At 38.0% G+C, this 20,908-nt stretch carries 20 protein-coding genes; 12 read left to right on the forward strand and 8 right to left on the reverse strand.

Annotation, left to right across the window (positions count from 1 at the left end; genetic code table 11):
- The first annotated feature begins 289 nt into the window (after window positions 1–289).
- Together ABD814_RS09895 and ABD814_RS09900 are read left to right on the forward strand one after the other, a co-directional pair.
- On the forward strand, window positions 290–592 hold the full coding sequence (locus ABD814_RS09895; RefSeq protein ID WP_344912716.1) for a hypothetical protein: 303 nt from the start codon (window positions 290–292) through the stop codon (window positions 590–592).
- 16 nt (window positions 593–608) lie between these two features.
- Window positions 609–1,049 carry a GNAT family N-acetyltransferase gene (locus ABD814_RS09900; RefSeq protein ID WP_344912717.1) on the forward strand — a complete coding sequence of 147 codons (441 nt, stop codon included), beginning with the start codon at window positions 609–611 and terminating at the stop codon, window positions 1,047–1,049.
- Window positions 1,050–1,182: 133 nt separating this feature from the next.
- Here the strand turns inward: ABD814_RS09900 and ABD814_RS09905 are convergent, their stop codons facing one another.
- Window positions 1,183–2,472, reverse strand: a complete 1,290-nt coding sequence (locus ABD814_RS09905; RefSeq protein WP_344912719.1) for a S1C family serine protease — start codon at window positions 2,470–2,472, stop codon at window positions 1,183–1,185.
- 167 nt (window positions 2,473–2,639) lie between these two features.
- Here ABD814_RS09905 and ABD814_RS09910 point away from each other — a divergent pair, with 167 nt between their 5' ends.
- The 8 genes from ABD814_RS09910 (at window position 2,640) to glgP (ending at window position 12,393) form a co-directional block, all read left to right on the forward strand.
- A complete protein-coding gene (locus tag ABD814_RS09910) occupies window positions 2,640–3,338 on the forward strand; it encodes a response regulator transcription factor (protein WP_344912721.1) in 699 nt (232 codons plus the stop codon).
- The gene (locus tag ABD814_RS09915) at window positions 3,335–4,654 is read left to right on the forward strand and encodes a sensor histidine kinase (protein WP_344912722.1); all 1,320 of its coding nucleotides are present in this window, start codon (window positions 3,335–3,337) and stop codon (window positions 4,652–4,654) included. Before ABD814_RS09910 ends, ABD814_RS09915 begins: the two co-directional genes overlap by 4 nt.
- 96 nt (window positions 4,655–4,750) lie before the next feature.
- Window positions 4,751–6,577 (forward strand): translational GTPase TypA, encoded by a 1,827-nt coding sequence (gene typA / locus ABD814_RS09920; protein WP_344912724.1) that lies wholly within the window; start codon window positions 4,751–4,753, stop codon window positions 6,575–6,577.
- A gap of 393 nt (window positions 6,578–6,970) precedes the next feature.
- Entirely contained in the window at window positions 6,971–7,879 is a 909-nt protein-coding gene (locus ABD814_RS09925; protein ID WP_344912726.1) for a phosphate ABC transporter substrate-binding protein, read from the forward strand.
- A gap of 129 nt (window positions 7,880–8,008) precedes the next feature.
- Entirely contained in the window at window positions 8,009–8,920 is a 912-nt protein-coding gene (gene pstC, locus ABD814_RS09930; RefSeq protein ID WP_344912728.1) for a phosphate ABC transporter permease subunit PstC, read from the forward strand.
- Between the two features lie 3 nt (window positions 8,921–8,923).
- Window positions 8,924–9,766 (forward strand): phosphate ABC transporter permease PstA, encoded by an 843-nt coding sequence (pstA, locus tag ABD814_RS09935; protein WP_344912730.1) that lies wholly within the window; start codon window positions 8,924–8,926, stop codon window positions 9,764–9,766.
- Window positions 9,767–9,802: 36 nt separating this feature from the next.
- Window positions 9,803–10,573 carry a phosphate ABC transporter ATP-binding protein PstB gene (gene pstB / locus ABD814_RS09940; protein ID WP_344912732.1) on the forward strand — a complete coding sequence of 257 codons (771 nt, stop codon included), beginning with the start codon at window positions 9,803–9,805 and terminating at the stop codon, window positions 10,571–10,573.
- A 206-nt stretch (window positions 10,574–10,779) separates the two neighbouring features.
- Window positions 10,780–12,393 (forward strand): alpha-glucan family phosphorylase, encoded by a 1,614-nt coding sequence (gene glgP / locus ABD814_RS09945; protein ID WP_344912734.1) that lies wholly within the window; start codon window positions 10,780–10,782, stop codon window positions 12,391–12,393.
- A 61-nt stretch (window positions 12,394–12,454) separates the two neighbouring features.
- On the opposite strand, the gene ABD814_RS09950 is transcribed toward glgP, so the two are convergent.
- The 7 genes from ABD814_RS09950 to ABD814_RS09980 form a co-directional block, all read right to left on the reverse strand.
- Window positions 12,455–13,792 carry an ABC transporter permease gene (locus tag ABD814_RS09950; protein WP_344912736.1) on the reverse strand — a complete coding sequence of 446 codons (1,338 nt, stop codon included), beginning with the start codon at window positions 13,790–13,792 and terminating at the stop codon, window positions 12,455–12,457.
- Complete coding sequence (locus tag ABD814_RS09955) at window positions 13,782–14,480, reverse strand: ABC transporter ATP-binding protein (RefSeq protein ID WP_344912738.1); 699 nt, start codon at window positions 14,478–14,480, stop codon at window positions 13,782–13,784. Before ABD814_RS09955 ends, ABD814_RS09950 begins: the two co-directional genes overlap by 11 nt.
- A gap of 115 nt (window positions 14,481–14,595) precedes the next feature.
- Complete coding sequence (gene ehuA, locus ABD814_RS09960; RefSeq protein ID WP_344912740.1) at window positions 14,596–15,366, reverse strand: ectoine/hydroxyectoine ABC transporter ATP-binding protein EhuA; 771 nt, start codon at window positions 15,364–15,366, stop codon at window positions 14,596–14,598.
- Entirely contained in the window at window positions 15,366–16,082 is a 717-nt protein-coding gene (gene ehuD / locus ABD814_RS09965) for an ectoine/hydroxyectoine ABC transporter permease subunit EhuD (RefSeq protein ID WP_344912742.1), read from the reverse strand. The genes ehuA and ehuD overlap by 1 nt, the downstream gene beginning before the upstream one ends.
- Window positions 16,082–16,741: an amino acid ABC transporter permease gene (locus ABD814_RS09970; RefSeq protein ID WP_344912743.1), complete on the reverse strand. Its 660-nt coding sequence runs from the start codon at window positions 16,739–16,741 to the stop codon at window positions 16,082–16,084. The genes ehuD and ABD814_RS09970 overlap by 1 nt, the downstream gene beginning before the upstream one ends.
- Window positions 16,742–16,852: 111 nt before the next feature.
- Entirely contained in the window at window positions 16,853–17,731 is an 879-nt protein-coding gene (gene ehuB, locus ABD814_RS09975) for an ectoine/hydroxyectoine ABC transporter substrate-binding protein EhuB (RefSeq protein WP_425549078.1), read from the reverse strand.
- Between the two features lie 386 nt (window positions 17,732–18,117).
- Window positions 18,118–18,678 (reverse strand): HD domain-containing protein, encoded by a 561-nt coding sequence (locus ABD814_RS09980; RefSeq protein ID WP_344912745.1) that lies wholly within the window; start codon window positions 18,676–18,678, stop codon window positions 18,118–18,120.
- A gap of 133 nt (window positions 18,679–18,811) precedes the next feature.
- Here ABD814_RS09980 and ABD814_RS09985 point away from each other — a divergent pair, with 133 nt between their 5' ends.
- Window positions 18,812–19,957 carry a CapA family protein gene (locus ABD814_RS09985; RefSeq protein WP_344912747.1) on the forward strand — a complete coding sequence of 382 codons (1,146 nt, stop codon included), beginning with the start codon at window positions 18,812–18,814 and terminating at the stop codon, window positions 19,955–19,957.
- A 108-nt stretch (window positions 19,958–20,065) separates the two neighbouring features.
- Complete coding sequence (locus tag ABD814_RS09990) at window positions 20,066–20,887, forward strand: DUF368 domain-containing protein (protein WP_344912749.1); 822 nt, start codon at window positions 20,066–20,068, stop codon at window positions 20,885–20,887.
- The last annotated feature ends 21 nt before the right edge of the window (window positions 20,888–20,908 follow it).

Genomic DNA, 20,908 nt, shown 5'->3' on the forward strand with positions numbered 1-20,908 from the left:
ACCAGATGGTAAAATTTAACTCACAGTTTGAGCAAGTAATATGCATTTAAATAAATTTACTCTTCATAGCTATGGTAATACAATAATACTTGATATTTTTCCATTTTTAATAACCACCTATTTGTCGTATTTGCAAGATACGGTTTCAGGTGTCAACATCGATCTCTTGCAACTGTTAATTATAAATTGTTCGCTTGACTATTTCAACCTTTTGGTTTTTAAAGTCTGAATTTTTCAAGCTTGCATTATTGGACAAGACTCGATAAGCTTTTAAAAAGGAAGTGATGAAATGAATCGTAGTGAACGTGATCAATACATTATTGAACGTTATCAGGCTGGTGAAGCTGAAATGATTTTATTGTTTGTCGAGTGGTGTCATCATCATAAATTAGACCCGTTAGAGATTTATCGTGAAGCTTATCCGAATCAAGAGCTTCCAGAGAACTTAATTGAAATCAATCAAGATAAGCTCGAATCAAACGATACATTTGAGCTAGAAACAGCATTATTATTAGATGTTTTGCAACTATACGGCAACGATGATTTGGCTTTTGTTGTGTCTAATTATGCTGAAAAACTATCGAAGAAGTAGAGAGGTTGAATCAATCATGTGGCAGTTGAAAAAATTTCAGCAATTGGAGCTAGAAGAACTTTATCAAATTTTAAAAAATAGGGTCGATATTTTTGTTGTTGAACAGGAGTGTGCTTATCCTGAAATCGATGGGATCGACCCGAAATGCTATCATTTATTTAAAAAAGATCAAGCTGAGATTGTTGCATATGCGCGTCTTGTTCCTAAGGGAATCCTTTATGATCAACCGGCAATTGGCCGAATCATTGTCAATCAAGCGTACCGAAAGCATGGCTATGGGCGTGAGTTGATCGATCAAGCGATAAACATTATTATTGAAGATTGGTCTGAAGCTAAAATCAAGCTTCAAGGCCAAACATATTTACGTGAGTTTTACCAATCATTTGGCTTTAAAGAAATTTCAGAGCCTTATTTGGAAGATGGCATCCCTCATGTTGATATGATCTACAAAAAATAACCCCCTCTATGGCACAAGAGGGGGGCTGCTAATGATTAATCATAAAACGTTAGGGGTATAGAGGATCGCAATCATTAGCAATTTTTATATTAAACTCATGAGAAATCATAGTTTCTCATGAAAGGAACCTGAATTACTCACCTTGTAAAACAAATTCGGTTTCTTGCAATTCGCCGTCACGATAATAACTAATCGTAACGGATTCTCCGATCGTTGTTTTACGATAGAGGTACTGTCTAAGATCTAGCATATTATTAATTGGCTGATCATCTAGAGCTATGACAACATCATAAACCTGTAGTCCAGCTTGATCTGCAGATGAACCTGGATGAACTTCAGCAATGACGATGCCGTCGGTTACTTCAGTAGGATCAAGTTTTAGTGTTCGACTAATGTGTTGTGGTGGGACTTGAGAAAAGTTAATCGCACTAATCCCCATAAATGGTCGCGTGACAGCACCGTTTGTTTCTAGCTGCTCGATAATCGGTAGCGCTTCATCAATTGGAATCGCAAAACCAATTCCCTCGATAGCATGTGAAGCGATCTTCATTGAGTTAATGCCAATCAATTGACCGGCTGAGTTGATCAATGCCCCCCCACTATTACCAGGGTTAATCGCCGCGTCTGTTTGAATCACATCGATATTCCAGTCTGGTGTTCCATCATTGTTAATGTCAATTTCGATTGAACGATCAAGCCCACTAATGATTCCTTTTGTGACTGTACCAGCAAATTCTGTTCCTAGTGGGTTCCCGATTGCAATCGCAGGTTCACCTACAATAAGTTCTGAAGAGTTACCAAATTCAGCTACTGTATCAACATATTGAGCGTCAATTGACAGTACGGCTAAATCGGTTAATTCATCTTGACCAAGTAAATTCGCCTCAACGTGTTCGCCATCGGATAGAATGACTTCGATTTGGTTAGCGCCATCAATGACATGTTGGTTTGTGACGACATAGGCGAGGTCGCCTTCAACTTTATAGATCACACCTGACCCAGTCCCAGCGTCAACACTGTCAGACCAGAGGCTAAATGATTGTAAGTTTGACACACCGACGACTGCACCAGCAACGTCGCTCAATAGTTCAGAAGGGACACCATCTCCGTGTCCAGCTGTTTGAATAATTGGTGCTCTTGGTGTTTCAGTTTGAGTCACCTCATTAGTTGGAATCAACTGCTCAATTGGAATCACACCGGTATAAAGTAGTAAAAATCCAAAGACCGCAACGGTAAGTCCTCCGATAATCCCACTTAACCACACTTTCCAAATATCTGATTTAACAGGTTTGTGTTGATTCTGACTGTCGTTATTATGATTAGGTGGAATCGGCGTTGGTTGCTGATTTTGATTAGATTCAGAGAAATTATAAAATGTTTTTTCCTCATCTTGCTTTGTTTGATTTTGATTAAATTCGTCCATTCCGATTACTCCTTTCGATATCTTTTGAAATTCGTTGGTGTTGCTTTATACTAAATAGTATAACGAGTAGCTTTGGCAAACATTCGGAAAAATTGTGAAAAAAGTATGGAAGATCGAGTGTTATAATCGTATTCTATCAAGAGAAATTGAATCAGGAGGCGATCAGTATGTCCCAGCATATTTATATTGTTGAAGATGATCCAAATATTAGAAATATTGTCTCTGCATATTTGAAGCAAGAAAATTTCACCCTAACGATGGTCGATAATGCTGAAGAAGCATGGGAAATGGCACGTGATGGTCACCCGGATATGTGGATTCTAGACATTATGTTACCAGGAATGAACGGCTATGATTTATGCAAAAAAATTAGGCAGGAAAGTGAAGTGCCAATTATAATTATTTCTGCTAAAGATGAAGAAGTCGATAAAATATTAGGGTTAGAGCTAGGTAGTGATGATTACTTAACAAAGCCGTTTAGTCCGAGAGAGCTAGTTGCTCGTATTAAGCGTCTATTTAAACGGGTAGAGATTTATCAAGAACATAAAAAAGCACAAAAAGATCAAGAATATCGTTCAGGTGATTTAATTATTCAAGTAACTAATCGCCGTGTATTTTGGCATGATGAGGAAATTGAGGTTACAGCAAAAGAGTTTGAATTGCTTTATAGTTTAATGCAAAACCAAAATCGAGCTTTTTCCCGAGAGGAATTATTAACTTTAATTTGGGGAGAAGATTATTTCGGTAGTGATCGAGCTGTAGATGATTTAGTTAAACGGTTGCGGAAAAAAATCGATGGCTTACCAATTGAAACAGTTTGGGGTTATGGCTATCGCTTCCGTGATGATCAAGAGGCTAACCAATGAGGCTCCAAACTCAACTCACGTTAGCTTTCACAACCCTACTTGTGATTACGATGACAATTGTGTCAATTACGATTCATTCATTACTATTAAATGTGTTGATTCAAAATGAAAAAGATCAATTACAAGATAAAGGTGAGATGCTGTCACAATTTTTATTTAGTGAAGTAATGCCAAGTAATTTTTCCCACTGGCTTAGCGATGAAGAGTTATATTTATTTGTTTATAACCGTGCGCTTGATCGGGTCATGCTTTATTCAAGTTCACTTGATCTTGATTTAATTCATGAATGGGTCGACAGTTATGACCTGACGCAGGAGGAGCAACCCCTATGGTTCGATGGCGAAAATCAATATGTTGTATCGACGCTGTCAATTTATCCTGGATTGTTAGATCAAGAAATGGTCTTAATCACACCGCTTGGTCATATTCAAGAGGTGCAACAGATCTTTTTTAATCGGTTAATGATTGTCTTCTTAATCGGTATGTTAGTGATTATTGTTTTGACGCATTACTTAACGCATCGATTGGTTACGCCGTTAACGCAACTAAAATTTCAGCTTAAACGGATTGAAAAACGTCAATTTGATCAAATTAAACGGGTCAAAGCAACGGGAGAGATTAAAGAAGTTGAGAAAAGTGTGATTGACATGGCAACAGAATTGCAACGCTATATGAAAACACAACAGCAGTTTTTCCAAAATGCAAGTCATGAACTGAAAACCCCACTAATGACCATCCAAGGCTATGCCGAGGGAATTAAGGATGGTGTATTTAGAGGGGACGAATCAGAGCGTGGGCTTGAAGTGATCATTGCCGAAATTGGCCGTCTAAAAAAAATTATTAACGAAATGATTTTATTAGCCAAGTTAGATAGTAATGAGATTATTTATCACGAAGGAAAACTTTATCTCAGTGAATTGGTGCAGTCAACTGTTGACCGAGCACTTCCAATTGCAAGGGAGCAATCGATCGCACTCACATATCAGATCTCTACAGAGGCGATCATTCAAGTTGATCAAGAAAAAATGCTTCAAGCCATGTTAAATATAGTGATGAATGCCATTCGTCATGCGAAAGAACAAGTCAATATTCAAGTTGTCAATAATGATGATCGATTAGAAATTATTTTTGACGATGATGGCCCAGGTGTTGATCATGCACTTATGCCACATCTATTTGATCGTTTTATCAAAGGGAAAGACGGTGAAACTGGACTTGGTTTGGCGATATCAAGAGCAATTGTGGAACGCTCAAATGGAACGATTCGGGTTGAAGATTCACCATTAGGCGGTGCACGTTTCATTATTACTTTTTAAATTTACAAAAAAAACTATCCTTCACTACTAGAGGTGTGCTATAATAACCCAGTTGTCTAGCACGCAGGCTCACAAGAAAGAGGAGAGGTAAAAAGTATGTCATTAAGAGAAGATATTCGTAATATTGCTATTATTGCTCACGTTGATCATGGTAAAACAACTTTAGTCGATCAATTGCTTCGCGCTTCAGGGACTTTTGCGGATCATGAACAAGTTGAAGACCGGATGATGGACTCAGATGATATTGAACGTGAACGTGGTATTACGATTTTAGCAAAGAACACCGCGATTCAATATGAAGATACGCGGATAAATATATTAGACACACCAGGCCACGCTGATTTCGGTGGCGAGGTTGAACGGATTTTAAAAATGGTCGATGGTGTATTACTCGTTGTTGACGCTTATGAAGGATGTATGCCACAAACTCGGTTTGTTCTAAAAAAGGCACTTGATCAGAAGTTAACGCCAATTGTTGTGTTGAACAAGGTTGATCGTCCGAACGCCCGTCCTGATTTTGTTGTCGATCAAGTGTTAGATTTATTCATTGAACTCGGTGCGGATGATGAACAACTTGAATTCCCTGTCTTATATGCATCTGCTATTAATGGAACATCAGGGGAAACCCCAGATGAGCAACACCAATCGATGGATGTTGTTTTTGATACGATTATTAGCCATATTCCAGCACCAATTGATAATCGCGAAGAGGCTTTACAATTACAAATTACTTTACTCGACTACAATGCTTTCGTCGGTCGGATCGGGATTGGACGAATCGCTCGCGGTAGCATTAAAGTCGGTCAACAAGTGACTGTTATGAAAGGGAATGGAGAAAGAAAACAATTCCGCGTCACAAAAATGTTTGGCTTTTTAGGCTTGAAGCGAACTGAAATTAAACAAGCTTATGCGGGAGACATTGTTGCACTATCGGGGTTAGAGGATATTAACGTTGGTGAAACGATTTGTCCGGTTGGTCAGGAAGAGGCATTGCCACTCCTGCATATCGATGAGCCAACATTACAAATGACTTTTGTCGTTAATAATAGTCCGTTTGCCGGTAAGGAAGGTAAATACATTACATCGAGAAGAATTAAAGAACGTCTAATGACTCAATTAGAGACAGATGTTAGCTTACGTGTTGATCCAACAGATTCACCGGATGCGTGGATTGTTTCTGGTCGAGGTGAGCTTCATTTATCGATTCTTGTTGAAAATATGCGTAGAGAAGGTTTTGAACTACAATTATCAAAGCCTGAAGTTATTATTAAAGAAATCGATGGTGTCAAACATGAACCGATGGAGCATGTGCAAATTGATGTCCCTGAAGAATTTACCGGAACAATCATTGAAACAATGGGTTCGCGTAAGGCTGAAATGCTCGACATGCAAAGCCAAGGCAATGGTCAGGTTCGGTTAGAATTCCGAATTCCTTCACGTGGTCTGATCGGTTATTCGACAGAGTTTATGACCCAAACACGCGGTTACGGCATTATCAATCATACATTTGATCGCTACGCACCAGTTACTCCAGGTCAAATTGGTGGTCGTCGCCAAGGTGTGCTTGTGGCTTTAGAAAACGGAAAAACATCGACCTATGGAATCATGCAGCTTGAAGACCGAGGTACAATTTTCGTTGAGCCTGGTACAGAAGTATACGCTGGGATGATTGTTGGTGAGCATAATCGAGAAAATGATCTAACGGTTAATCTTACTAGAGAAAAACATTTGACCAATATTCGTTCAGCGAATAAAGATCAGACGGCAACAATCCGAAAAACGCGGACGATGTCATTAGAAGAAGCAATTCAATATTTAAATGATGATGAATACTGTGAAGTCACACCGGAATCGATCCGTTTACGGAAGAAAATTTTAAATAAGAGTGAACGTGAAAAAGCAGCAAAAAAGAAAAATGATTAATTGATAGGAAAACAGTGATGAAATTTTTATCACTGTTTTTTTTGATGAACTTGAGAGCATTTCACGCAACTTGAGAGCATTTTGCGTAACTTGAGAGCATTTCACGTAACTTGAGAGCATTTCGCGCAACTTGAGAGCATTTCACGCAACTTGAGAGCATTTCGCGTAACTTGAGAGCAAATACAGAATTGATTTTCTGTTTGGAAAACCCGAACATAATTAAAGCAAATCACTTCTTTTATTAATCAATTTACATAGAATAAGATAGTAATTTACACAATCGTAACAATTTCTTTACGATTACTTTATAGTTCATTAACACTAACTTAAAACTCACCCTCTATACTGATTATTGTAACCAAAATTAATTAAGTGAGAGGGGATTTTTTAAAAATGAAGATGAAGAAGTTTATTTTATTACTATTAGTTAGTTTATTTGCAGCAGCTGTACTTGTAGGCTGTGCTGGAGACGATACAGAAGATGCTGGAAATGATAGCCCAGCTGAAGAAGAAGTAGAATCAAATGATGATGCAGGTGAAGATGATTCAGCAGAAGAAGCGAGTGCAACTTTAGAAGGTACAATTACAATGGCTGGTTCAACATCCGTTCAACCACTTTCTGAAGTATTGGCTGGTGTTTTCATGGAAGAACACACAGGTGTTAGATTAGAAGTATCCGGTGGAGGATCAGGTTCAGGTATTACAGCAGCTCAAGAAAATACTGCAGACTTCGGTGCGGTTTCGCGAGAAGTTAGAGAAGATGAAACAGGAATTCACACATATACAATTGCAATTGATGGAATTGGAATTATTGTTCACCCAGATAACGAAGTGAGCGACATAACTGTAGAAGACGTTCAGAAAATTTTTGCTGGTGAGATTACAAATTGGTCAGAAGTCGGTGGAGCTGACGAAAACATCGTAGTGGTTAGCCGTGAAGAAGGGTCTGGGACTCGTGGTGCATTTGATGACATCGTTTTAGGAGATGCTGCTTTAGTTGATACAGCACTTATCCAAAACTCGAGTGGATCGGTTAGAGAGTCGGTTGGATCTGAAGCAAACGCAATTGGTTATGTTTCAACTGGTAGTTTAAATGAAGATGTAAAAGCTTTAAGTGTTGGAGGTGTTGAACCAACTCCAGAAAATATTATTGCTGGTGACTATTCAGTTGCAAGACCATTCAACTATGTGGCAAATAAAGGTGAATCATTATCTGAATTAGCACAAGCTTATCTAGACTTCGTTTTAAGTGAAGAAGGACAAGCGATCGTTGAAGAGCAAGGATTTGTAAGAGTTAACTAAGAAATATTTATTATATAATTTAAATTATCAAACAAACTAGAGATATAAAAGAACGGGGTAGCTCTGTACTGCCCTGTTCTTAACTGTTTAAAAAAGTTATTTATCTGCAAAGATGATGGGGTGAAATTAATGTTTAGTAAAGTGAACAATAATATAGAAGAAAGAATTGTTAAGGCTATTCTCTTTATTTTAGCGTTAACTTCAGTTGTTGCTTTAGGGTTAATTGGTTTTTTTATTTTTAAAGAAGGATTACCCTTTATGATCAACTATGGCATTGGAAATTTCATTTTCGGAAGAGAATGGGCGCCGCTTCAACAAATATATGGTATTTTCCCAATGATCGTCGGAACCGTTTATGTTACGATCTTGGCATTAATTATCGGTGCACCGATTGGAGTAGCTGTTGCTATTTTTCTTTCAAAAATTGCACCACCAAAAGTTGCACGGGCAATTAAACCGATGATCGAATTGTTGGCCGGTATTCCATCAGTAGTATACGGGCTTTTTGGTATGATCGTTATCCGTTCGTTGATCAGAGAATTGGCTCACGGGCCATTAAGTGACTATTTACCTGCAAACTATCAAACGGGATACTCTGTTCTAGCTGGGAGTATCATTTTGGCGATTATGATTTTACCGACGATTATTACGTTATCAGCGGATGCGATTAACTCGGTGCCAAGCGAATACTATGAAGCATCTGTTGGTTTGGGTGCGTCAAAGTGGCAGAGTATTTATACCGTCATTGTGCCAGCGGCTAAATCAGGTATTGTCTCTTCAATTATTTTAGGCATGGGACGTGCGCTAGGTGAAACGATGGCGATTATTATGGTTGCTGGTAACACGGTTGCGATCCCAGAACTTGGCTGGACCGGGATTTTCTCACCTGTTCGAACGTTGACTGGAAACGTCGCGTTAGAAATGGGTTATGCGGGTCCTGAACACCGCCAAGCTTTATTTGCCACAGGTATTATCCTGTTCATTTTCATCATTATTTTAAATTCAGTTACACTTGCAGTCGTTAAAAAGAAGGAGGATTAAGCGATGAATAAAGTAAAAAGAAATCAATGGATCGCTTTTAGCCTATTAAGTTTAGCGACAGCATTTACGATCGTGATTTTACTTGCAATCCTATTTTATGTCATGAGTCAGGGGCTTGAAATGATTAGTTGGGAGTTTCTAACTGAAAATCCTCGAAATATGGGGGCTGAAGGTGGAATTTATCCAGCAATTTTAGGAACAATTTATTTAGTCGGTACAACACTATTAATTGCAACACCGATTGGAGTTGGAACGGCGATTTATTTAAATGAATATACACGCGAAGGTCCATTTAAAAAGACGATTCGATTTACGACAGAGGCTCTAGCGGGGATTCCTTCAATCGTATTTGGATTGTTTGGTTTTGTCTTCTTCGTTATCTTACTTGAGCCATACACCGGTGGATGGTCAATCTTATCAGGTTCTTTAACAGGGGTAATTATGATCTTGCCAGTGATTATCCGTGCATCAGAAGAGGCGCTACGTAATGTTCCGAATGCATTACGGGAAGGAAGTTTAGCGCTAGGTACGACACGTTGGTATACAATTAAGAAAACCGTTTTACCGGTCGCTTTTCCAGGGATTCTATCGAGTATTATTTTATCAATTGGTCGTGTTGTTGGTGAAACAGCAGCTTTCCTATTAACGCTCGGGGGAAGTTTACTACTACCAAGAACAATTTTTGATGGAAGCCGAACATTGTCACTCCACTTATATATGGTCGCAATGGAGACTGGAAATATGGATATGGCATTAGGAACTGGAGCAGTTCTAATTATTCTAGTTTTAATCATTAATTTCACAGCAGGCTTCTTATTTAAAAGACTTGTTAAGCGTTTTTCATAGTTGTCTTGCTTTTTACGTGAATGGGGGTAAGTTAAGGTGGATAAACAGATAAATAAAACAAAAATAGCGGTAAATAAGCTATCATTTTATTATGGAGAGAAACAAGCATTACATGAAATATCATTAGATATTCCTGAACGAGAAGTATTTGCATTAATCGGTCCGTCTGGTTGTGGGAAGTCAACTTTTTTAAGAACATTAAATCGTTTAAATGATTTAATTCATAAAACAAAAGTAACCGGAACAATTGAAATTGACGGGCAAGATATTTATGATTCGAATGTTGATGTTGTTCAACTTCGGACAGCAGTGGGCATGGTTTTCCAGAAGCCGAATCCATTCCCGAGTAGTATTTTTGATAATGTGGCTTATGGTCCAAGAGCTCATGGGATTAAAGATAAAAAGGAATTAAACAAAATTGTTGAAAAAAGCTTGCGACAAGCGGCTTTATGGGATGAGGTAAAAGATCGACTAGATGAACCAGGGACAAGTCTATCAGGTGGCCAGCAGCAACGACTTTGTATCGCGCGTGTGATGGCAGTTGAACCGGGGATTATTTTGATGGATGAACCGACATCTGCACTAGACCCATTAGCGACAACTAAAATAGAAGACTTAATTAACGAATTAAGAAAAAACTATACGATCGTTATCGTTACACATAATATGGAACAAGCCGCTCGGGTATCAGACAAAACAGCATTTTTCCTTGATGGTGAAGTCGTCGAAGTTGGCCCGACTGACCAACTATTTACTAATCCAGAAAAACAAGAAACAGAAGATTATATTACTGGAAAATTCGGTTAGGTTAGTTAGCATAAGCAAGAGCATTTTTAAAAGAATCATTTAAAAATGCTCTTTTTTAAAAAAATAATGCAACCGTTTTCATTATTTACTGGTAAAAGTTCAAAAAGTTTAGTAAGATAAAAATATAAAGGTTTGATCATTATGATAAAACCTTCGACATCACGATCAGCATAAGTCTTATAAAAACAAGCTTAGGAGGAATTAAAATGGTTCAGAAAGATTCTCAGGTTGCTTATTTTTGTATGGAGTATGGGCTTGACGTACGAATGAAAACGTATGCAGGTGGATTAGGCATTTTAGCTGGTGATTATTTAAAAGGGGCAAAGGATCATGACTTCCCAATGGTCGGAATCGGGATCAAATGGAAACAAGGGTATACCGATCAATTGATTGATCAAAACGGTAAACCTTATGACTCGTATCATAACTATGACTATGACTTCTTAGAAGATACAGGAGTCAAAGTCGTTGTGACCATTCGTCAACGTGATATTACTTGTAAGGTATGGAAAACTGAAGCGTTTGGTAACGTACCGCTCTATTTATTAGATACGGATCTTCCAGAAAATCCTGATGCATGGATTACTGGCCAATTGTATGGTGGCGCTGGTGAAGATCGGATTGCGCAGGAAATGGTCTTAGGTATTGGTGGGGTACGTGCGTTAAGAGCACTAGGACATGATGTAGATGTTTACCATTTCAATGAAGGTCACGCATTGTTTGCAGGGTTTGAATTAATGAAGGAGCGAATCGATCAAGGATTAAGCTTTGAAGAAGCATGGGAACAAACAAGAGCAGAAACAGTATTTACAACACATACACCAATTGTTGAAGGGAACGAATCACACCCACTTGATCGACTATTATACATGGGTGCAAATAATGGCTTAACAATCGAACAGCTTGTTGAAATTGGTGGGGCGCCATTTAATATGACAGTTGGTGCGCTACGCTTGTCACGAAAATCAAATGCAGTTGCTGAATTACACGGAAAAACAGCAAATAAAATGTGGGCACATGTTGAAGGTCGATCAGAAATTATTCCGATCACAAACTGTATTCATATTCCAACATGGGTTGATGAAAATATGCTAAGGATTGCTGAAGAAGGTGGCGATCTTTGGGAAGCTCATATGAAAAACAAACGTGATTTGATCGATTTTATTGAAGACCGAACAGGTGTGAAGTTGGCTGAAGATAAGATGATCATTGGCTTCTCTCGTCGTGCAGCTCCTTATAAACGAAGCGACTTTATTTTTTCAGATGAATCAGTGATTGGACCATTATTGGAATCAGGAAAAGTCCAAATTGTTTTTTCAGGAAAAGCTCACCCACTCGATGATACAGGGAAGGGAATTGTTCGCTCACTCGTAAAGATGGCCAAAAAATATCCGAATGCTGTGATCTTTTTAGAAAATTACGATATGACGATCGGTGCTATGTTAACACGAGGATCTGATGTCTGGCTGAATAATCCACGACGACCGAAAGAAGCAAGTGGAACGTCAGGAATGAAGGCTGCAATGAATGGTGTGCTGAACTTCAGTACACTTGATGGTTGGTGGCCAGAAGGTTGTAACGATGGTGTCAATGGTTGGCAATTTGGTGATGGCTTTGAAAGTGATGATGAAGCCGAATTGGACGCACATGATTTAAAAGCACTTTATCATGTTTTACAAAATGAAGTCCTACCAACTTATTATGATGATCGTGATAAGTGGATAGAGATGATGAAGGAAAGTATTAATAGTACGCGAGATCGTTTTGCTGTTAAGCGGATGCTTGAAGATTATTATAGTAAACTCTATGCAACTAACTAACTTAAGTTAAAAATAAGCTGAGCGTCATATTAAATGCGCTCAGCTTTATTTTTAGTGGTAATCACAGATCGCGTCGCATCGCTTTTAGAACATCGATTTGAGTCGCTCTTTTAGCTGGTCGTGCACCGGAGATAATCGTGACGACTAAACAAATGCTAATCGCTATCGCAATCAGTGACCAAGGAATAACCGAGAATTTTAACCCTTCAGGTAATTGCTCTTCAAATACGGCTTCTAAAATAAGTGGGATACCTAAATTAACTGCTAAGCTAATTACGTAAGCGACAGCTGTACCAATGGCTGCCCCCATCAAGCCGATATAACTACTTTCTAAGACGAAAATTTGCTTAATTGTTTTTGGATTTGCTCCGATTGCTTTCATAATTCCAATGTCTGGTGCACGTTCAGTGACAGCCATTGTCATTGTGTTGTAAATACCAATTGAGGCAATTAAAACAGCAATCGTTCCAATAAAAATCAGTCCGGCTTTTGCAACATTAAAGAGCATGTTAATTTGTCTAATTTCATTGGCAACCGAATATGCATAATAATGTTCGTCAGATAATTTAGTTGTTAAATTTTGAATATGCTGGATCGAATCTGAATGAATGAAAACTTCATCGTACATTTTCTCTCCTGTTAGTTTAGCGTATTCATCATCAGTGAATGGATTGGCGTTCCGTGTACCTGTAAAGGATTCAAGTTCGGTTAGCAAACCTTCTGAGATATAAACATTAGAACTGATTTGCCACTCGCGACTCGGCTTTTCTACCACACCGACTATCGTTACTTCAACAGATCTGGTTTCGCTATTATTTTCCGAATCTATTTTTTCAATTTCAAAGGCAATCGTCTTTCCTAGAAGTTCATCTTGGTAAGTGTATTCATCTAATTGATTACCCTCTTCATCATAGATATTCTCAGGGTCTACATCAATTGGATATAGTTCTTCAACAAAATGATAACCAACAATAATTTCTTGATCTGTTTCTGGATATCGACCTTCACTTAGGTTCATTCCGGCTGCTTGTTCTGAAGCGAAATCAACACTTTGTGTATTGCTCATTAATTCAAAATCATCGACACGATAGGTTGGGCTTTGTGATAAATAGTTTAGATGCCTTACTGCCCGAACATTCTCTAAAGATTTAAAATAAGCAACATCTTGGTCATTAATTGAACGGTATTCACCATCATCATAACCATAAATTGAAATTTCATTAATCATGTCTTGTTCCATAACATCTTTTAAAAGTGTGTCGTGCAAACCGAATCCAACTGATGCTAACACAATTAGGAAGGTTGTTCCCATTGCTGAAGCGAGAACAGTCATAAAGATTCGCATTTTGTTCTTTTTAATATTTTGTCTAACAAACCTAAACTGATCACTAAAACGCATGGGTGTCACCACCTTCAATTAAACGTCCATCTTGAATTTCAACTGTTCGATGACCGATCTTTGCGACTTGCTCATCGTGGGTAATGATTAAGAAAGTAATTTTTAATTCTTGATTGAGCTGTTGGATAAAGTTAAGTAAATCGGCTTCTGTTTCACTATCAAGACTTCCAGTTGGTTCGTCTGCTAATATAATCGGTGGGTTCAAGACGAGTGCTCGTGCTACGCCAACTCGTTGTTGTTGTCCACCTGACAATTCACTTGGGTAGTGACCATGAAAATCTTCGAGACCGACTCGTTTCAATGTTTTATCAGTAATCTCTTTGCGCTCAGCTTCTTTGATGCCTTTTAAGATAAGTGGCAGCTCAACATTTTGATAGGCGGTCATTGAAGGAATCAATTGAAAGTTTTGAAAGATGAATCCAATTTGATCTAATCTAAAATCCGCAAATTGTGCTTCAGAAAATGAACTTACATTTTGCTGATTAATTGTAATGTCCCCGGATACTGGTCGAATAAAGCCACCGATTAAATTGAGTAATGTTGATTTTCCTGAGCCACTTCGACCGATCATTGTTACGATCTCACCCGGATTAATTGAGAATGAAATATCATGTAGAACAGGTAAAGTTGTCTTCTGTCCTTTTTTACCCATCTCAAAATGATGGGATAAATTTTTTACTGTAATCATTAAGTAAATCCCCCCTCGTTGCGTTTCTATCCCTTATGACGTTGACGAATTGAAAAAGGATGCAAAAAATAAAAAAGCATCAGCAATTTTATGCTGATGCTTTGTTTAGCTTTTTTTAGCCTCTAAATCGAGTCAGGAATTCTTGGAGTCTTTCGTTCTTTGATTCGTTAATCACTTTTTGGGCGGAGCCGCGTTCAGCGATTACGCCTTGATCAAGGAATAAGACTTGATCAGCGATGTCTAAGGCAAAGTCCATTTCGTGTGTGACGAGTACCATCGCCATATCATCATTTGTTGCGATATCACGAATGACTTCTAATACTTCACCAACAAGTTCAGGATCAAGTGCCGAGGTCACTTCATCAAACAACATCACTTTTGGCTTCATCACAAGTGCTCTTGCCATCGCCACTCGTTGTTTTTGTCCTCCGGATAGTTGACTAGGATAGTTGGACATTTTATCTTTCAGTCCAACTCGCTCTAGCATTTCAACTGATCGTTGCTCAGCTTCTGCTTTTTCAACACCTTTTACATGAATCGGTGCCGTCATGCAATTTTCTAAAATCGTCATATGTGGAAAGAGGTTGAAATGTTGAAACACCATCCCGATGTCACCGCGAACTGAGCGTAAGTGTTTTTCATCGGCCTGTACTAACTTTCCTTGTTTCTCCATCTTCCATAGATTTGTACCATTAACAATAATATCACCAGAAGTTGGCTCTTCTAATGTCATCAACATCCGAATGATTGTAGTTTTTCCTGATCCACTCGGTCCGATGATGGCAATCCGTTCGCTCGGAGAAATATCTAAGTCAATTCCCTTTAAAACCTCAACATCGCCAAATGATTTATGAACATTTTGATAACGAACAATAGGTTCTGTCATTATTCTGTCGCTCCTTTAATAATTTTTATCGGTGCATTTTTGTCAAACCGAGTATTTAGTTTAGTTTCTAGTTTTCGAATTAAAATAGCTGAAGGATAACTTAGCGCTAATAGAATGATGCCGACAATCGTAATCGCTTCAAGAAAGGCGAAGTGCTGTGCCCCATAAGAGTTAGCCATAAACAAAATACCTTGTACACCAATCGTACTGGTAATTGGAACTTCTTTGAATAAGATAATGAAATAGTTTCCTAACATCGGAATTGTTGGTGGAATTGCTTGCGGTAAAATAATTCTCCACCACTTATCCCAAGTCGAGAGATTTAAGGCAGTTGACGCTTCCCATTGTCCCTTATCGACAGATTCAATTCCAGATCGATAAATTTCACCAATATACGTGCTAAAGTGAATGCCAAGTCCAATGACCGCACTAGTAAATCCACTTAATGTTACCCCGATAGCCGGAATAACTGGCCATGCATAGTAAATAAAGAATAATTGAACAATCGGTGGTGTGGATCGGATGAATTCCATAATCCATGTCACAAGCCAATTGATTTGTTTATTGTTAATTCGTCGCAAAATAACCCAAACAAAACCAAAGACAAGAGCAAATATAAAAGTTAAAATCGTTACAGATACAAGCGTACTTAACCCTTCTAAAACTCTTGGAAACGCATCGGCAAAAGTTTCCCAACTCCAATAATTACTATTCATTAGCTAGCCACTCCTTTCTTAGCAATTTTTTCAGCCTTTCGTGAAAGGTGAATTAATGGTAGAGCGAGTATGAAATAAAAACCAAGTGAGACAGTATAAATGAGCGGAGCAAGTGATAAGCTCGTGCTGCGCATAATATCTCCGTAGTAGAGAATGTCATTTAATGAGATAAAGGAAACAAGTGCTGTTCCTTTTAACATCTGGATCGTGTAATTAGCAAACTCAGGTAGCATCATTCGAAGTGCTTGAGGGAAAATAATTAATTGCATCCGTTGAAAGCTAGACATATTTAATGCTGTAGCTGCTTCAGTTTGACCTGGAGCAACAGCTTCAATTGAACTGCGTACGACCTCAGATAAATAAGCACCATAGTTGAGTCCGATTGCAATGACACCAATGATCCAGTTTGAACCCGGTCGAATGCCAAACAACATTGGTAAAGCATAATAAAACCAAAACAACTGAACAATTAAAGATGTTCCACGAAAAATCTCAATATATAGACCAGTAAACTTTCTTAAAAACAAATTTTTAGATAATCGAGATAAGCCAGCAATAAAAGCCATCAGATAAGAAAAAATTGCTGCAGCGAGTAGAATTGTAATGGTAACCCCTAAACCTTGCATTAGTTGGCGGCTAATATTGATCACATCATTCATTTTTTCACTCCTAGATTTAGATTTGTTTTAGACAAAAAGAAGAGTCCTGTTCCAAAGATGGTAACAGGACTTATGGAGTTTTTTCATTATATAATTACAAAACTCATTTGATTAATAATGTTCTCCGCTAATCACACTCTCTGTCGTTACTTCCTCTGGTGGGAAGTTTGTTTCAGGGTGGAAGCCATTAGCTTCAAGTAACTCTGCAACAGTCCCGTCTGCTTTTAATTCTGCAAGCACTTCATTATATGCATCTCGTAAATCTTCATTTTCTAACGCAAAAGCGGCAGCGCCATAACTCGGATTCCCCTCTACGTCGGGTTGTTCAAAATCTTCAACAATTTCAATATCATCTGAAGCGATTGAATCCAATGCCATCCGAACAGTCATCTCTGTTGCGGTTGTAGCATCAGCGCGTCCTGCTTGAATCGCTGAGAAAGTTGCGGGAATATCCGGGGCTGTTGTAATTTGGTCATCACTGACACCCGCTTGCCTCATAAATTCGATTTCAGTTGCACCTTCCATAACAACGACGGTTACATCAGGATTATTAGCGATATCTTCATAGCTATATAGATCAAGGGGATTTCCTGTTTCAACGACTAAAGCTTCACCATAGACCATCTCAGGCTCACCGAATAAAGCATTTTCACCACGATCCGGCGTAATTGCCATTCCAGCAGTGATGATATCAAATTGTCCTGCCTGAACGCCTGTTATTAGTTGTCCAAAATCAGCAAGTTCACCCTGGACATTATCAATCCCTAATTCTGCAAAAACAGCTGTAGCAATATCAACAGCAGCTCCTTTTAGTTCACCGTCTTCTTCGTATGCATAAGGTGCTTCATTAGCAAAGCCGACCGTAACTGTGCCTGCTTCCTGTAGCTCTTCTAAGCGATTATTTCCATTTGTAGTCTCTTCACCATTGCTACAAGCTACTAAAAATAACGCGATAGTTACAAAAACTATGATTTTAACAATGTTTTTCAAAATCAAAAACCCTCCTAAATGATTTGTCAAACAAGTTTCCTTGTTTTATATATGGTGGCTCGTTTTTCTTTATACCTCCATCTAAGACTTTCAAACCTATGAAACAAAGCTTGATAAGCATGTGTTATATCATAACTGAAAGCTGAAATGGATATCAAATGGCAAATATAATGATCTGAACGGATTAGCGGTGATCTCGCCTCATCTCGAAAAAATAGCGGAACTTATCAAAGGAATGGTCGCTGATTGTCTTGAATTCTTCAAGATCCTCAAAAATTGGTTTACAATATAGGGAAATTTTAAAAATGCAAATCAAAAACCACTTTTATAATTTTTTGAAAAATTACAAAAGTGGTTAATAAAGTTGATCCATTTAAAGTTAATCATTATTTTTGATCTAAAAATTGTCTTAATAAAAACTCAAATTGCTCCATTAATGGGTGGAATTGATTTCGATTGATACCAGCTGTGACGCTGTCGAACATATTTTGATAGTACCATTGTTGATCTTTCTTTCCACGCTCAAAAGCATGCCACATCGCATCTCCATAAACCATTTCATTATCTAGCATTGAACCAAGGTTATCGATTTTATCAGCACAAGCAATCAACTTAACATCGATTGGTGCTTGTCGGATTTGATCGATGCTCTGCTGTTTCCGAGTGTCCCAAGGTAAAGATTTTTCTTTTTCAGTGACTGTACTAACAAGTTGGGTGACGTTTTGACCGAATAAAGCGTCAATTTCGTCGAGTGTACCGTCAGTATCTTCAACGACATCGTGTAGAAGTCCAGCAATAACTAAGTCTTGATTGCAGTCATGTTCTTTTAATAACATCGCAACTCGATATGGGTGAGCAATAAAAGGTTCTTTGTTTACTTTGCGCTTTTGGCCGTCATGCTTGACTGTTGCAAAAGTAATTGCTCGCATTAAACGTTCTGTTGACATTGCTATTACCCCCTTCTCTAACGCTAGCATATTAAAATAAATTATAGTACTATTATTATACTTATTTTTAATGATTAATTAAAGGATCGTCCATCAATTAAATTGGGGATGAAAAGAATTTGGAGATGATTATTTGCCTATTTTTAAACGGATTAGTTTTATATTAATTACTATGTTTATATTGACGGGTTGTCTAGCGGAAGAGAAGCGATCAGAATTGCATCAATTAAAAGAAATTGAACAGGTAAACAAAGAAACGCTCACCTATTTACCTGCAGAAAGCTATCAACTATCGATTGCAGCAATTGGCGATTTACTCATTCATGGTCGTGTATATAATCATGCACGAACGAATTCAGGCTTTGATTTTATGCCGATGGTAAGTGAGATACAGGATTATTTAGTAAGTGCTGATATTGCAACAGCTAATCAAGAAACGATGATCGGTGGGGAGGCATTTGGCTTGTCGACATACCCGCAATTTAATAGCCCGCAAGAAGTTGGTGATATGGTTAAGGAGCTAGGAATTGATATCGTCACCTTGGCGAATAATCATACACTAGATCGTGGTGAACAAGTCGTTTATTCTGCGTTAGACTATTGGGATCAGATTGACGTACTCTATACAGGCTCTTATCGCGATCAGGCTGATCGGGCAGAAATAAGAGTAATTGAAGAGAATAATATTTCTGTTGCCTTCTTAGGTTATAGCTATGGAACGAACGGGATTCCAATTCCAAACGGTAAAGATTATTTAATTAACTTGATTGATCAAGAACAAATCGCTCAAGATGTTGCAGAAGCTAAAGAATTAGCCGATGTTGTTGTCATGCATTTACATTTTGGTGATGAGTATATTCGAATGCCGAATATGTTTCAACAAGAACTTGTTCAATATGTTGTTGATTTAGGTGTGAATATTGTCTTTGGTCATCATCCGCATGTGCTCCAACCAGTAGATTGGGTTGAGTCTGCATCAGGTGAAGAAGCTTTTGTGATTTACTCTCTGGGTAACTTTTTATCAGGTCAAGACCAACTTTATCGCCAAATCGGCGGGATAGTTGAGCTTGAGATTCATAAGGAAGTGACGTCTTCATCGGAAAAAATTACTTTAGCCGCACCAAGATTTTTACCGACATATGTTGATCCCAATCAAGGCTATAAAGTTATTCCATTGAAGGATGTGACAGATCAACAGTTGCCTGACGCGAGACAGCATTATGAGGAGATAAAAAGTCACATGTCTCAATGGATGCCTGAACTTGATTTTTTTGAATAATTAATCATTAAATAAGAGGTATTTAATGCGTGCTAAAAATTAAAATTGAATGTATAATATTGACGAACAATTACACGCTAAATAACTGTAAATGAGGAGTAACCAAGTATGGAGTGGAAAAATTTATATAGAGGTCTAATTATCGGGGCATCAAATGTTGTGCCTGGAATAAGTGGGGGGACGCTTGCTTTATTACTAGGAATTTATGATCGGCTGATACTCTCAATCAATAACTTGTTCAGTAGAAGGTGGAAACAACAATTAACTTTCTTAATCCCGCTTGGAATTGGGATGGTAATCGCAACATTTGTCTTTTCAAATGCAATTAAATGGTTGTTTGAGTATTACCCTGATCCGACACAGTTTGCTTTTATCGGTCTAATTATTGGGATCTTACCATTACTTTTTAAAGAATCAGGTATAAAGCAAAACTTTAAAGGAAAACACCTTATACTGCTACTTATTAGTGTAGTTGTTGCAGCTAGCTTTGAGTTTTTTGGTGGTGATGAAGGATTTATCATTGCTGAAATTGATCTTGGGACATATGGAATTCTTCTGTTATCTGGCTTTATTGCTAGTACAGCGATGATTCTTCCTGGGATAAGTGGTTCGTTAATTTTGTTGATGATGGGTGTCTATGGGACGATCATCAATGCAGTTACTGAGTTACAGTTAGATATTTTAATCGTCGTTGCTATCGGTATTGGTTTAGGTATTATTACGATGAGTAAAATCATTAGCTATTTGTTGCGCCAATATCCGATCGCAACTTATGCTTCAATTATTGGTTTAGTAATTGGCTCAATCTTGGTTATTTTCCCTGGCTGGCCAGTAGGAGGTAGTGAGTTTATTTTAAGTGGATTCGCTTTATTACTCGGCTTAGCTCTTGCATATATGCTTGGCCGAGTTGAATATAAAGAAAATTATTAATGATAGTTAGGATGTGATGCG

The sequence above is a fragment of the Amphibacillus indicireducens genome (genome assembly GCF_039539605.1).
Lineage (GTDB): Bacteria > Bacillota > Bacilli > Bacillales > Amphibacillaceae > Amphibacillus > Amphibacillus indicireducens.